Here is a 13,929-nt window from a genome sequence, read left to right as displayed (position 1 = left end):
TTAAATAATCATATTGTAAATTAGTTATAACTTTCGTTTGAGAAAAATCATATTCAAAAACATCTTTCATCTGATAATTTATAAATGAATATATTAAATCAGTAATTTTACCTTGATATGAAAACTCATTCAATTCATTTAGAGAATTCTCCATGCATTTTGTTGGTTCATTTTCAAATATTTTTTTTAACATCATAGTATAAATAAAAACCTCGCTATTTATTATAATTTCTTTTATTTGTTTGCGATTTTCAATTTCTAAACTATTAACGAAATACAAAATATTCTTTTCTAAATATTTTTCATTTTCTGGATCAGCTTCTTTGTAAAAGTGATTTCCAGATACAAATTCTTCTGATAAATTCTCAAAGTCTTCTTTAAATTTGGGAGTTCCAGTTATGTTAAATAGTAATAAATTAACTAATGGAATGAATACTTCGTATTCAACTGCGGAGCTAGTTTTTGTGTTTTTCATAAATGCATAAAAAAATGCGTGAAGCAATAGCCATCCGTCAAAGAGGTACTAAGAAGACCCAAAAACCAGAAGACCACGCCCACGCAAGTATTATGCACGGGCGTAAGTCTATTAAGTTTGGGTTTTTTAGAAGATTCCTAGTTTTCTTTGACCAAATTAATAGCTTACGCGATTAAAAATATTTTCTGACGTAAAGTTACAAATCTATTTCATTATGATTATATTTTTTACTAAAAATATTCTATAATTAAAACCTCCTCAACTTCCTCAAAATATACTCTGTTGCTTCAGCATCAGAAATTATTTCTTTCTTTTTAGATTTCGTTTTGTTTACAACATTAGCAGAATGCACACCAAGCAATTGGTACAAGCGAGACACTTCCGATTCAGGTAGTGCTAGAATTACTTGGTATGCTGTTTCAGCTTTCATTATTATATTTTAAATCTAAATTTTGGTTTGTTGCTTATTTCTCGCTGACTTTTTTCCAAATCAAATTCTGGTTGTGCACTAGTCTCTTTTCTAATTCTCGAATCTGCTGCGATAACTCTATTTGTTTCTGATTCGTTTTTTCCAACTCTTGAATCAGACGTTGAAATAGTATAATTGTCTCCGATTTGTTCATAATTAACTTTAGCCTTAATATTATTCCATGATAAACTTTTATGTACTTTACTTCCCTTGTAAGAAACGCTCTTGTATTCAAATGATATTCCCGAAATGAATCCAGTTGTTAAACTTTGATTAATTTTCACATTAACTCCTTTCATCTTGAGTTTTTCAATAAACTCACTCAGCATTATCTTTCGTTTTAGCACATCAATTATTATATTTTGTAACTCTAAACGATCTGGAACATCGCCTGTCCTTAAACATTTTTCTATTTCACCTTTTGACAAAATATTTGATTCTTCCTTTCTTATTAATTCTGACAAATTGTAACTCCTTTCTAACTTTCTAATTAATACTTCACTTCGCTTGTAATCTTGCGAATCGCTTACAACATCTCCAGAAAATTTAACCCGATTTGCCACTATATGAATGTGAGAATGATCGACATCAAAGTGTTTGTAAACAATGTATTGATTATCTTCAAATCCCATTCCCTCCAAATAATCTCTCGCTAAATTTGAGAACTCATTATTTGATAACTTATTTGTATCATTATATGGCAAGTTTAAGCTCACATGATAAACTGCTTTTGAAAGATTTGGTTTTTGTTGTCTAACAATATTTAATTCCTTGGTTTGTTTAATTACTGATTTCGATGAAAGATTAGTATCTAAAATAATAGCTTCATGATTATCCACTTTGTTTTGATTATATTTCAAAACACCATAAAAGTCTTTTCCTTTAACTTGCTTCCCTAACATACTAATCCAATAACTGATTTTTAATTTTGTTAAGTTGTTTGTACAAATCCAATAATTCATTTTCCAATCCTTTTAAATTAGGATTACCTTGATTGGCTCTTTTAGACATTTGATTGATATTGTTTCCTATTCGAGAAAGTTCAATAAGCAAATCTCTTTTTAAGCCTGACATTGTAAATTTTGGCAACTGTTTTTGTAACGCTCTTCTTCTTACAAATTCAACTACATTTATACCATACGTTTTTGCTATTTCTTCCAATTGGACTTGCTCATTCAAAGTGACTCTTAGGTTGATTTGAAATAACTTGATTTCTTCTAATTTCTTTTTAGGTCGGGCCATATTTTTATTTTAAAATTTGAAAAAATGTTGAAGCAAATTCAAAACAAAAGACCCATTTAAATTCGTTCAACAGGACAAATTTAAATGGGTAAAAAATGATAAACTAAATGGAGCGTACAGTAAAGATGTACGTTAGAAATTATTCTCTGATTTTTTCATAAATATTTTTCAAATTTTCCAACGCATTCTTATCATAGATATGAATTTCTGGCATAGATAAAATATTTTTAACTGCAAGAATGTAATAATGAAATTCGTATTTATTATCTCCATAATGTTTAAAAGGTTGCTTTGGATGAATTGTTTGGGGAGAATTAAATTTTCTTTTATCTCTATTATTGAAAGTAAATCTCTTTTTGGCTTCATTTTCTATTTCTTGCAATTTGATATCAACTTCTGAATATGAATTTATTTTATAATATTTCTCTTCTAAGATACACAACATAGCTTTTCTTCTTGAAGAAGAAACTATAAAGTGAATTCCATCAATTTTATCTGATATTTCCATCATATTTTCAAAGAATTTTAAAAATTCATCAACATTGAATGATTTGTCATATATAATTATTGAATCTATATTTTGATTATATTTTTCCAGTAAACTAGTAGCTTCACATAAATACATCACATTTTACGCCCTCCTCTGCCTCTGCCTTTACCTTTACCTTGATATAAATCCCATTTCATAGTCAAAGTTTCATTTATAATATTTTTGTACTGTTGCATATTTTGAGCTAGAATTAAATTTTTTTGTCTTGCTATTAAGTTAACTAATCCATACTCCACCGCATTTATTTTTTTATCTAATAAATATTTTTTTAATACAAAACTCAAAAGCAACACTTCTGGTGTTGAAATATTCTTCGAATTTTTTTCTAATTGTGAAACAATTTTATTCAATGGATCTTTGATCATTTTTAATGATTCAATTTTTAGCTTTAAATCAGAATCTACTTTATAATCTTTTTCAATAACAATTTTTGAATAATAATTCAAAAAATACATTCCGTACTCTAAACTTCTAAATGCCATTTGATTAATTAGAATCTCTTCAACAAAATCGTATATTTGAGAATCATTAAAAAAAATATTATAATTATATTCTCTATTAAGTAAATAGTTATATAATTTTTTTGATTCATCGTCTTCTAAATTTGCTATTAATTGTCTGCCAAAGAATATTGTGAAATTTATAAATAAAGAACTCTCATGGTATGTTTTTTTTATTAATTCTTCCTCATTATCTACAAATGGAGCATGATAACTATAGGCAAATTTTAATGCTAATAAAGACTTAAATTCATCAGAAGTGAATTTAATGTTTGGAAATTCATTTAGTGTAACATATCTAGAATAAATATCTTTCAAAGAAATCTGAGTTATTCTTTTTATTTGCAGAGATTTTAGCTCCATACTTTATCAAAAATTTTATTGTCTTATTTTGGATAAAAATAGAAAATAGAAATGAATAAAAAAGCATTTTTCGTTAAAAAAACAAATATAAATGACTGATATATAATATCTTAATATTTTAAGAGGCAATATAGAGAATTTAGATATTTTTAAATTTCATTACTTTAACTTTTTTAAAATCAATAATATACAAAACAATTACTTTTTAAAAAATTAATAAAGAGACTTAATTTACTATAAATCAAAAATCAATATTACTCTGTAAACCAATATCAAAATTAAATAAAAATTTGGTCTTCCATAATAAACGAATTCAAAGCGGGGTGTGGGGTGCAACCCTGCCAAGCCATGCGACCAAAGGGAGGTTTTTGCTATCAAAAACATGGCTTGCTTCGTGACAACCACATAATTTGAATACAGGTTTTAAAACAAATAAAAACAAAAGGAAAAAAATAGCTCCATTTCAAAATGACTTGTTCATTTACTTTGCTTTATGCAAAATGAAATAGATAAAATAGAAGAAAAAGTAGTTGAAAAAATATTCAAATTGGCCCTTGAAAAGTTTGAAGGTAATAATTCTCGTTTTGCAAAAAAATCAAATTGTTCTGAAGCATCAATTAGACGTATTTATAATGGTAAACAAAGAATGACCTTTAACATGCTACTAAAACTTTGCAGTGGATTAGAAATTGATATCCAAGAGCTTTTAGTGGGCATCAGTACAAAAAAAATAAAAGAATAGTTTAACGTATTTTTTTTGAAGGAAGAATTAAAGGAGAAAGAAAAAAATTTGATGCCAACAATTTTTTAAGTATGCTAAAAAGATGTTAGAATTAATTAAATAGATAAAATAATTAACTTTATTTATTTCATTTCACCAATTTGATTTTTAACCCTTCAATTTCTTTTCTTTAAAAATCAATCAATTCTTGCAAATTTATAACTTGCAAAATATCTACTTCACTCTTAACGTTTTCAGTTGTCATTTCGCCTTTTTCAGTTAATTGAATTAAAAAAAATGCTAAAACGTTTTGAAATCTCAATAATATAACTCTTTTTAGTTTTCAAGCTTTTTTTGATAAATTAAACGATCTTGATAAAACTAATTAGTCCAGATGAACTATTAATTTAACTCATATCAAATTAAACTATTCTTCCAAGGAAATAGCTCGATATTCCAAATCATCTTTATGAGCTATTGAATCAAAAAAATTAGATTAAGTAAAACTAAATCTAGCTTCAAACGAAAATCTAAATCAACTTATTTCAAATTTTGAATAACAAACCCACTGTTTACAAAATTTATTCTACTTATTTCTACTCATATTCACTTTGTCTAAACTATCTTTTATAGTCCAAACCATTGACTCTATAACATCATCTGTAATTCCACATCATTTTTGCGTAAAAATGAGTAGTTCAAAATGTATTGAATATCAGTTCCGTAATCCTAATTTTACGATAATTCTAAATTAATTCATAAATCTGAAACACATGTTTTTTTTTTTTTTCAGATTTCATAATATTCAGGACCTATAATCCAAAAATTATATCAATTATCCGTTTTTATAATAACTTTTTAAACAATAACTATTTATTGATATTCTCACTTTTGCAAAAATTTAAATCTTCTTGATTTAATGTATTTATTATGATACTATTAACAATACTTATTTTAACAATTATTCTCTTAACAGCCACAGTATTTACCATCACAACTTTTATTAGAAATAAAAAATTAATGGTTGAAAATCAAAACATGAAAATAGAATCTTATGATAAGAAACAAGCTATTAAAGAAGCTAATCATAGGATTAAAAACAATTTACAATTAATAAACAGTTTACTCAGTTACCAAGCAAGAGAATACAAAAACAATGATGTTGATAGTTTTTTAATGAAAGGACAAAAGAGGATTAACTCAATTATTTTACTACATGAAAACTTTGACATTACAACTAAAAACAATGAGGTAAATTTAAAAAAATACATTGAAGACCTTTTTGACTTTTTTACAGATTTATTTGAGATTGAAAAAAAATCAATTCAATTTCAGTTAAATACTAATGATATTACTATTAACATAGAAACAGCATTACCATTAGGAATTATATTAAATGAATTATTGTGCAATTCACTATTACATGCATTCCCTCAAAATAGGAAAGACAATGTTATCTCTATTACAATACAACGACTTAAAAAAGATACCTATAAATTATTCTACCAAGACAATGGAATAGGATTTCTATACAAATCTAAAATCGGGCTAGGATTAAAAATTATTGAATTATTATCCAATCAAATCAATGCTGAATATTTTATTGATAGCACTTACGGATTCAAGTTTAACTTGAGTTTTAAAACAATTAATAACAATTAAATTATCATGGAAAAACCAAAAATAGTAGTTGTTGAAGATGAATTGTTTATTGCCGAGGATATAAAAGCGATACTTGAGGATGAATATGATGTTTACATTAATGTCGTTTCATACGATCAAGCCATAAAGGCAATAGAAACAATTGAACCCAATTTAGTATTAATTGATATAAAAATTAAAGGATATAAAGATGGTATTGAATTAGGACAAAAACTACTAAATCTCGATACAATACCTTTCATATACATTACTTCTTATTCCGATGACGTTACAATAGAACGTATAAAAAATACCAGACCTTACGGTTTTATAAGCAAGCCCTTCAAAAAAACAGATATAAGAACACAGGTGTACCTTGCTTTAAATAACTTCTCTTTTAAAAGAATGGATCAATTAAGGTCTGAAAAAGAAATATTAGATGAAGTTCCTCTTACCATTAGAAATGTGATTTCATACATCAATGAAAATATATATGAAAAAATTGAAATCGAAGACCTTACAAAATTAACACGATGGAAAAGACATCATTTTATAAGAACTTTCACAAGAGAAATTGGAGTAACTCCATACCAATATATATTAAAGAAAAAAGTTGATTTAGCAAAATCATTAATAAGAGAAACCAACCAACCTATAAATGAAATAGCCTACGACCTAGGATTTGTAAATTATGGAAACTTTGGATACATTTTTAAAAAATTATGCAACAATACCCCAGAAAATTATAGAAGAGCAACAACACAACTTAAATATAATTTAAAACTTTCCTAAACCAAACAAATTTATTTCTAAATATTTTACTGTCAAATAAATACTACATCTATTGAATGTTAATAAAAAAAATCAATTATCCGTTATATATGTAACTATTAGGATACACTAACTAAGTTCATCAAGATAATTTTGCCCAAGTTAATACAAACTTCAGTAAAAATGATGAAATCAAAAATCAGTAAAATTAAATTTAGAACAATTGCAATGATGTTTGTTGTTTTATCTTCTATCAATGTTCAAGCTCAAATTGATGATGACGAAGGACCTGCACCTCCTCCTCCGACCGCTCCAATAAATGATTGGGTTCCTTTCTGTTTTACTGGAGCAATAGCTCTTGGTGGTATAATTCTTTTAAGAAAAGCAAAAGTAAATACGAACTGCTAATTTCTTTATATGGTTAGCGATCAGTAATAAGGTCGCTCTTGATGGTAAACTATAATTTAAAATGTATTAAATTATAGGTGTATTTATTTAAATAAACTTAAATTATTAAAATTTTGAAAACAATTACATTTATTTCAAAAAACAAATTAATTTTTCCTTCAAGCGTTAGTTTAGTCCTTGCATTCTTGTCAAGCATTTCCTGTCTTGCACAAGTGCAAAATAATGGAAACCTTCACATTGCAGATCAAGGACAAATGTATGTTCAAACCAGTAGCTATAATTTTGGAGCATCACCTGCTACAACTTCTACTACAAGAACATCCTCAACTTATGGAAAATTAATTTTTGAATCAGGAGTAACACATGCAAGTGCCTCTGATTCACACTTTACAGACGGGTACGTTAGAACGCTAAGTACATCACAATTCATTTTCCCAATTGGGCAAAGTGGTGTTTATGCTCCGGCTGCTGTTATTGCCACAGCCAATTCTGGTGTTGACGCAGCATACTATAGCGCCAATCCAACTACTATTGGCACCTTTCTAGATGGTTCTGTAGATGCCATTTCTACTTCAGAATATTGGGATATTAAAAGTATGGCAGCTAACGGAAAAATTTCTCTAACTTGGAGAGTTGGTAGTAATGTAACTTCGCTTACAAATTCTGACTTAAATAATTTAGTTATTGCTGGTTGGGAAGGAACTAAATGGGTTCAAATACCATCTTCTTATGATGTAACCTCTATTCTTTCTGGTACAAGCACATTAACTGCTGGTTCTATTACATCTGATTATGATGTAGTACTTTCAGGCTTTTCTGCATTTACATTAGCTGCTAAAGGTGATTGTAGTCCAGTTGTTCCATCTTCTGGTATAACAAAGACTTGGAATGGCAATTGGACGCCTTCTGCCCCAACAATAGTAGACCCTGTTGTCATTAATGCTCCATACAGTGGCAATCTATCGTGTAACTCATTGACGCTTAACGCAGACATTACAGTTGCAAATAATGAATTCGTAGACATTCAAAATGGAGTTACCGGTACAGGAAAAATTATTATGTCTAGTCAAGCAAGTGTAGTTCAAAGAAGTAGCGGAAACGCACCAAATATTGAATTAGTAAAACAAACAAGAGACTTGCATCGTTACGACTATGTATACTGGGGTTCGCCTGTAGCTCCTGCTGCAACAAATGCTAATACAGATTTCTTTGCACAATTAGCTTCAGCAAGACCTACTACAATTCCAACTGGAACAGTTGGAGCATTCGATCTTAAATACACTTGGCAAGCAGGATCAACTTGGGGTTGGCAAACTCTTGGAGCAATGCCACTTCCTGGTACAGGTTTTATTATGCGTGTAAAACCTATTGCACCATTTACTAATACTACAAACGTTGATAAAATCAATCTAAAATATGCAGGTATAGCTAATAATGGTGATTATACTGTAAACGTTACACAAAACCCTACTTTTCCAAATGGTTCTAGTAGCCACAATCTTTTAGCAAATCCTTATCCTTCTGCTATTGACGGCGATATGTTTCTTAGGTTAAACACTAACATTGACGGGGTTATTTACGTGTGGCAACAAGCTACTGCTCCAGGAACACCTCTAGCAACAACTTACTCGCAAGCCGATTACTTAGCTTACACGCGTGCAGGTTTTGTGGCTCCTTCCTCTGTAACTGGTGCATTTGATGGTAAAATTGCTTCTGGACAAGGATTTCAAGTAAAAGCTCTAGGAACTGGTCCTGTTACTTTTACTAACTGTATGCGTTTAACAGGAAACAACAATAGTTTCTTTAGAACAAGTACTCAATATGTAAGTGTAGCACAACCACTTGACAGATTCAAGCTAACCATGACTGGTGCCAACGATGTATACAGCCAAATACTTGTTGCTTACACTCCTAATGCTACACTCGATTACGATAGAATGTATGATGCAGGTAGAAATTCTACAAGTACCGCACAACTATATAGTATTCTAGAAGCTGATGGTAGAAAATTAGCCATCAATGCAAGACCTGAATTTGTAGCAACAGACATAGTTCCGCTTGGGGTATCAAAAAACAATACTAATGGCGAAATCTTCACTGTAAATATTGAACAAAAAGAAGGTGTTTTCAACAATGGACAAAACGTTTATCTGTATGATAAAGCATTAGAAATCTATCACGATTTCAATAATGGGAATTATAGTTTTACAACAAATACAACCGCTTTAAACGACAGATTTGATATTGTTTATCAAACTTCAACACTTAACAATCCGCAATTTAATGGCTACAATGCTATTGCAACAATTAGTAAGGAAGTATTGACAATCAAAGCTACTAAAGAAATGGAAACTATAGATATTTTTGATATTACTGGTAAACACATCCGTTCTTTTGATGCTAAAAACAATAGTGACTTCACATCGCCTTTTGTTCATGCTGAAGGCTTTTACATAGCTAAAATAAAATTAACAACAGGTGAAGTAGTTACTCAAAAATTAATTAATAGTACTAAGTAATCGCCAAAATTATACATACATGAAAAAAATATTTTATATACTGCTTCTATCGCAACCTTTCACAACTGTTTTTGCACAAACAGAAGAGGATTCAACTACTAAAGAAAAGAAACCCTTTAATAGTTGGTCTGTAGAGGTTAATGTAGGACAAAATAAAGCAACCAAACCTTATGCTACTGGTTACTATTCCTCAAACCCTAACAAATATTTTAACTTTAGTGATGTAAACCATTTTGATGTAGGCGTACGTTACATGTTTAGTCCTAAATTTGGTTTAAAACTTGACTTTGCTTCCGATGAAGTCGCAAATCAATCAGGTAGTGGTTCATTACCATTCGAGGTAAAGCAATACAGAATTGCACTTCAAGGTGTAGCGAATTTAGGTCGCATCATGGCATTCGAAACGTTTACTAATCGTTTCAACCTTCTAGGACATGCCGGTATTCAAGTTTCACAATTAACTCCTCAAATGGGAGTTAACAAAGACGTCACTGAAGATAACGGAGGAATCATTGTAGGATTAACTCCCCAACTAAGAATAACCAAATGGTTAGTCGTTACAGGTGACTTTAGTGTATTAAGTAATGTGCGTCAACACTTCAATTGGGACGGCTCTTACTCTGCAGAAGCTAACAATCTTTCAGGGATGATGTACAATACATCACTTGGACTTACCGCCTACCTTGGTAAAAAAGAAAAACATGCTGATTGGTATCTTGAAACAGATAAGCTTAATGAAATTAAGAGTGAAGACAAAGAAGCAAGAAAACGTCTAGACGATATTGAAGCCATGCTTTCAGATGTTGATAAAGATGGAGTAGCTGATTACCTCGATTCAGAAAACAATACCCCTAATGGTGTAGCTGTCGATTCAAGAGGTAAATTCATTGATAGTAACAGAAACGGTGTGCCTGACGAACTTGAAAGAACTGCCAATGATGGCAAAGACGGAATAAATACAGCAGTTGTGTCTAAAGACGACGCAATAAAATCATTAGTTGAAAAAGGTTTTGTAAACGTATTTTACGATGTAAACCAAGACAATCCTAATGTGGGTTCAACAAATAATGTTTACTACATTATTCAATTCCTTCGTAAATATCCAGAAGCAAAAGCCAAATTAATTGGTTATGCAGACGTTCGAGGAAACGAAAGTAAAAACAAAGACCTTTCGCAACGTAGAGCTCAAAAACTGTACAATATCATTACAGCAAGTGGCATCAGTGCCACAAGAATATCTATTGTTGGTGAAGGTGTAGACAACACCTACCCTACTAATACCAAAATAGGTCTTGACCTTGCCCGAAGAGTTTCAATCATTCTTGAATAATTTAAAAACAAATATTATTAAATACTAAATTATGAAAAATTTAAAACAAATACTTATTACTAGCTTATTGTTGCTTACTGCAACCATAAATGCTCAAGTAAAAATTGGTGACAACGTCACTACTGTAGATCCTAATGCAGTCTTTGAAATAGAAAGCACCTCTAAAGGGATGCTACTTCCTAGAATGACAGCCACAGAAAGAGATGCCATCTCAAACCCAACCAACTCTATGTTAATTTACAACACTACTGAAAGTTGTATCAATATCTACAATGCAGTTGAAACAAAATGGAAATCTATTTGTGGTGAAAATGCAGATGGAAGTGCTCAATTTAATGTAGACTGTACCACTTTAGTGGTTTCTGGGACTTATCAAACTGGTGTTGCACTAGATGCAGAAGATAACTTTATTACCGTAACGGTTGATGTTACCGAATTAGGTTCTTATGCTGTGGTGGCTGATGCTGCAGGAATGTATTTTTCTGCTGCAGGTACATTCACAACTTTAGGACAACAAGACTTAGTACTTGCAGGTCAAGGATATCCTTTAGTGACCGGATTAAACTTTTTAGCACTTGATATTAACGGTTCACTATGTACTACAGTAATCAATGTATCTAGTGGTTTGGCAAATGTAACGGGTTGTGGTACTCAAGGTGCTTTAACAGGAGATATTTATGCTAATGTAGCAATTGAAGCAGGTACTATTTATAAATCATATACAGCTGGACCTGCTTATACAGGAGGTGGTGTTTATGGTGTTACTTCTGCTACCGTAAATGGTATAAGAATTAGTTCACCAGTAAATGGTACTTTTACCGCTAGTGGTGCACCAGTCGATTATATTATTGCTGGTACGGCTACGCAACCTGGTAATACTACCTTAGCATATTCAGTTAATGGTTTTGCTTGTTCTTTTATTGTTCCTGTACAAAGTGGAACAGGGCGTGCTTCTGCAGTAGCTTGTACTGGTACTTTAAGTGGTACGTATGCTGTGGGTGGAGCAATGACAGGTTCTAACACTAAGGTGGTTACACTTACAGTATCAACTGCAGGAACTTTCTATATAAGAACCAATACAGTAAATGGTATTTATTTTGCTGGTAGCGCAACTGCAGGAGCAGCGGGTGCATTAAATGTAACATTAACAGCAGTAGGTACTCCTATTGCTAACACAACAGATACTTACACAGTTACTGTTTCTTCTTCCGCAACGGCTTTCGTGACATGTACCTTTACTGTTACAACAACATTACCTACAACCATTCCAGCGTTTAACACATTAAGCTGTGCTGCTCTTAGTGCCGGTGTTTCTTATATAAAAGCTAATAATACTGGAGCAGCTGATCATTTTGGATCATATCTCGATTCGGATATTACTGATTCATATTTTGGGAAATCGACAAAAATTTCAGCCGATGGTTTGACTCTTGCAGTTGGAGCATTAAATGAAGATGGTGATTTAACAGGTGGTCAAATCAATTCTACAAATAACAATAATCTTGGTAATTCTGGTGCTGTTTATATTTATACAAGAACTAGTAAAAGTGCCAACTGGGCATTTCAGGCAAAAATTAAAGCAAGTAATGCCGGTAGTAGTGATTTTTTCGGAACGTCAGTAGATTTAAGCAATGATGGTAATACATTGGTTGTGGGAGCCAACAAAGAAGATGGTAGTGGTACTGGTGTAAACCCTGTATCTAATAACAGCGCTGTTGATGCTGGAGCAGCTTATGTTTTTGTAAGAAGTGGAAGTACTTGGAGCCAACAAGCTTACTTAAAAGGAAATCAAAGTACCGCTAGCGACTTTTTTGGTTCTAATGTGGCAGTTAGTGGTGACGGAAATACCGTTGCCGTAGGTGCTGTTAGTGAAGATGGTAGTGGTACAGGTATAAACCCTATTGTAAACAATAGTAAACTAGGAAGCGGTGCTGTATTTACTTTCACAAGAAGTGGTGCTACTTGGACATCAGAAGCTTATATAAAAGCAGCAGCTACAGACGTTGATGATAGATTTGGAAATGATGTTGCATTAAACAACGATGGTACAACATTAGTGGTAGGAGCTTATATGGAAGACGGTTCAAGTATTGGAGTAAATCCTACAGCAAACAATTCTGCAAGCAATTCAGGAGCCATGTACGTTTTTCAAAAAACATCGGGAACATGGGCACAACAAGCCTATATCAAAGCGGGGCAAGTCACTGCCGGTGACTCATTCGGTATATCAGTAGCAATTGATGGTAGTGGAAATAGAATTGTGATGGGTTCAAGAAGTGAAGATGGTAATGGTACAGGCGTAAACCCAGCAGCTAATGAGAGTGCTGCCGATTCTGGTGCTGCTTATGTTTACTCTCGTTCAGGAAGCACTTGGACACAAGAAGCCTATCTAAAAGCAAGCAATACAGGTGCAAATGATGGTTTCGGTACTAAAGTATCTATTTCTAACAACGGAGAACATGTTTTGGCAGGTGCTTTTAGAGAAGACGGTACCAATACTTGTGTAGGTACAACACAAAACAATACTGGTAATGATAGAGGTGCGGTGTATATGTTTAGTTTAGTATCAGGCAGTTGGGTAAGTGCATTTACGTTCAAACAGCCTGCAGCTGCTGGTACAACAGATAATGATTTTATGTGTGCAAATTCTGTTGATAGCGATGGTAAAACAGTGGTTTGTGCAGCTTACTTAGAAGATGGAAGTGGTTCAGGAGTAAATCCTGCAACTAACAACAGTGCTACTAATGCGGGTTGTGTATATGTCTTTACAAAACCATAATTCATAAAAATAGTAAAAGAAAGAGAGAGGTTGTTTGGAGGGCACTGAAAAAGTCCTTTAAGTAATAAGTATAATAATTTAAGGAGTAGAAAACTTAGTTTTTCTGCTCTTTTTTTTGTATATTTAGCTGTAATTATAGAGTTTTATAGATGTTATTAAAG

The 13,929-nt window shown here is 31.5% G+C and carries 13 protein-coding genes; 7 read left to right on the top strand and 6 right to left on the bottom strand.

Features of this window, described 5'->3' with window-relative positions; genetic code table 11:
- The 6 genes from ACIQ06_RS15525 to ACIQ06_RS15500 all read right to left on the bottom strand — a co-directional run.
- Window positions 1-475 (bottom strand): hypothetical protein (locus ACIQ06_RS15525; RefSeq protein ID WP_396147839.1); only part of this gene is annotated, 475 nt, incomplete at its 3' end.
- A 247-nt stretch (window positions 476-722) separates the two neighbouring features.
- The gene (locus tag ACIQ06_RS15520; protein ID WP_396147838.1) at window positions 723-905 is read right to left on the bottom strand and encodes a hypothetical protein; all 183 of its coding nucleotides are present in this window, start codon (window positions 903-905) and stop codon (window positions 723-725) included.
- 2 nt (window positions 906-907) lie between these two features.
- Entirely contained in the window at window positions 908-1,906 is a 999-nt protein-coding gene (locus ACIQ06_RS15515) for a relaxase/mobilization nuclease domain-containing protein (protein ID WP_396147837.1), read from the bottom strand.
- Window positions 1,848-2,186: a plasmid mobilization protein gene (locus ACIQ06_RS15510; RefSeq protein ID WP_396147836.1), complete on the bottom strand. Its 339-nt coding sequence runs from the start codon at window positions 2,184-2,186 to the stop codon at window positions 1,848-1,850. The genes ACIQ06_RS15515 and ACIQ06_RS15510 overlap by 59 nt, the downstream gene beginning before the upstream one ends.
- 139 nt (window positions 2,187-2,325) lie before the next feature.
- A complete protein-coding gene (locus tag ACIQ06_RS15505) occupies window positions 2,326-2,814 on the bottom strand; it encodes a hypothetical protein (RefSeq protein WP_396147835.1) in 489 nt (162 codons plus the stop codon).
- Window positions 2,811-3,599, bottom strand: coding sequence for a hypothetical protein (locus ACIQ06_RS15500; protein WP_396147834.1), 789 nt, complete (start codon window positions 3,597-3,599; stop codon window positions 2,811-2,813). Before ACIQ06_RS15500 ends, ACIQ06_RS15505 begins: the two co-directional genes overlap by 4 nt.
- Window positions 3,600-4,092: 493 nt before the next feature.
- Here ACIQ06_RS15500 and ACIQ06_RS15495 point away from each other — a divergent pair, with 493 nt between their 5' ends.
- The 7 genes from ACIQ06_RS15495 (at window position 4,093) to ACIQ06_RS15465 (ending at window position 13,768) form a co-directional block, all read left to right on the top strand.
- Complete coding sequence (locus ACIQ06_RS15495; protein WP_396147833.1) at window positions 4,093-4,341, top strand: helix-turn-helix domain-containing protein; 249 nt, start codon at window positions 4,093-4,095, stop codon at window positions 4,339-4,341.
- Between the two features lie 909 nt (window positions 4,342-5,250).
- On the top strand, window positions 5,251-5,982 hold the full coding sequence (locus tag ACIQ06_RS15490; protein WP_396147832.1) for a sensor histidine kinase: 732 nt from the start codon (window positions 5,251-5,253) through the stop codon (window positions 5,980-5,982).
- A gap of 6 nt (window positions 5,983-5,988) precedes the next feature.
- On the top strand, window positions 5,989-6,753 hold the full coding sequence (locus ACIQ06_RS15485; protein ID WP_396147831.1) for a response regulator transcription factor: 765 nt from the start codon (window positions 5,989-5,991) through the stop codon (window positions 6,751-6,753).
- Between the two features lie 162 nt (window positions 6,754-6,915).
- Complete coding sequence (locus tag ACIQ06_RS15480; RefSeq protein ID WP_396147830.1) at window positions 6,916-7,140, top strand: hypothetical protein; 225 nt, start codon at window positions 6,916-6,918, stop codon at window positions 7,138-7,140.
- A gap of 113 nt (window positions 7,141-7,253) precedes the next feature.
- Window positions 7,254-9,659, top strand: a complete 2,406-nt coding sequence (locus tag ACIQ06_RS15475) for a hypothetical protein (RefSeq protein ID WP_396147829.1) — start codon at window positions 7,254-7,256, stop codon at window positions 9,657-9,659.
- Window positions 9,660-9,678: 19 nt separating this feature from the next.
- Window positions 9,679-10,989, top strand: a complete 1,311-nt coding sequence (locus tag ACIQ06_RS15470) for an OmpA family protein (RefSeq protein WP_396147828.1) — start codon at window positions 9,679-9,681, stop codon at window positions 10,987-10,989.
- A 31-nt stretch (window positions 10,990-11,020) separates the two neighbouring features.
- On the top strand, window positions 11,021-13,768 hold the full coding sequence (locus ACIQ06_RS15465; RefSeq protein WP_396147827.1) for a beta strand repeat-containing protein: 2,748 nt from the start codon (window positions 11,021-11,023) through the stop codon (window positions 13,766-13,768).
- The last annotated feature ends 161 nt before the right edge of the window (window positions 13,769-13,929 follow it).

Origin of the sequence: Flavobacterium sp. (assembly GCF_044341265.1) — a bacterium.
Taxonomy (GTDB): domain Bacteria; phylum Bacteroidota; class Bacteroidia; order Flavobacteriales; family Flavobacteriaceae; genus Flavobacterium.
This window is presented reverse-complemented; position numbering and strand designations above follow the sequence as displayed.

Coding starts and splice junctions, on each gene's coding strand:
- ACIQ06_RS15480 (WP_396147830.1), top strand. CDS start 6,916: ATGATGAAATCAAAAATCAGTAAAATTAAATTTAGAACAATTGCAATG.
- ACIQ06_RS15490 (WP_396147832.1), top strand. CDS start 5,251: ATGATACTATTAACAATACTTATTTTAACAATTATTCTCTTAACAGCC.
- ACIQ06_RS15470 (WP_396147828.1), top strand. CDS start 9,679: ATGAAAAAAATATTTTATATACTGCTTCTATCGCAACCTTTCACAACT.
- ACIQ06_RS15465 (WP_396147827.1), top strand. CDS start 11,021: ATGAAAAATTTAAAACAAATACTTATTACTAGCTTATTGTTGCTTACT.
- ACIQ06_RS15500 (WP_396147834.1), bottom strand. CDS start 3,599: ATGGAGCTAAAATCTCTGCAAATAAAAAGAATAACTCAGATTTCTTTG.
- ACIQ06_RS15520 (WP_396147838.1), bottom strand. CDS start 905: ATGAAAGCTGAAACAGCATACCAAGTAATTCTAGCACTACCTGAATCG.
- ACIQ06_RS15495 (WP_396147833.1), top strand. CDS start 4,093: ATGCAAAATGAAATAGATAAAATAGAAGAAAAAGTAGTTGAAAAAATA.
- ACIQ06_RS15485 (WP_396147831.1), top strand. CDS start 5,989: ATGGAAAAACCAAAAATAGTAGTTGTTGAAGATGAATTGTTTATTGCC.
- ACIQ06_RS15510 (WP_396147836.1), bottom strand. CDS start 2,186: ATGGCCCGACCTAAAAAGAAATTAGAAGAAATCAAGTTATTTCAAATC.
- ACIQ06_RS15515 (WP_396147837.1), bottom strand. CDS start 1,906: ATGAATTATTGGATTTGTACAAACAACTTAACAAAATTAAAAATCAGT.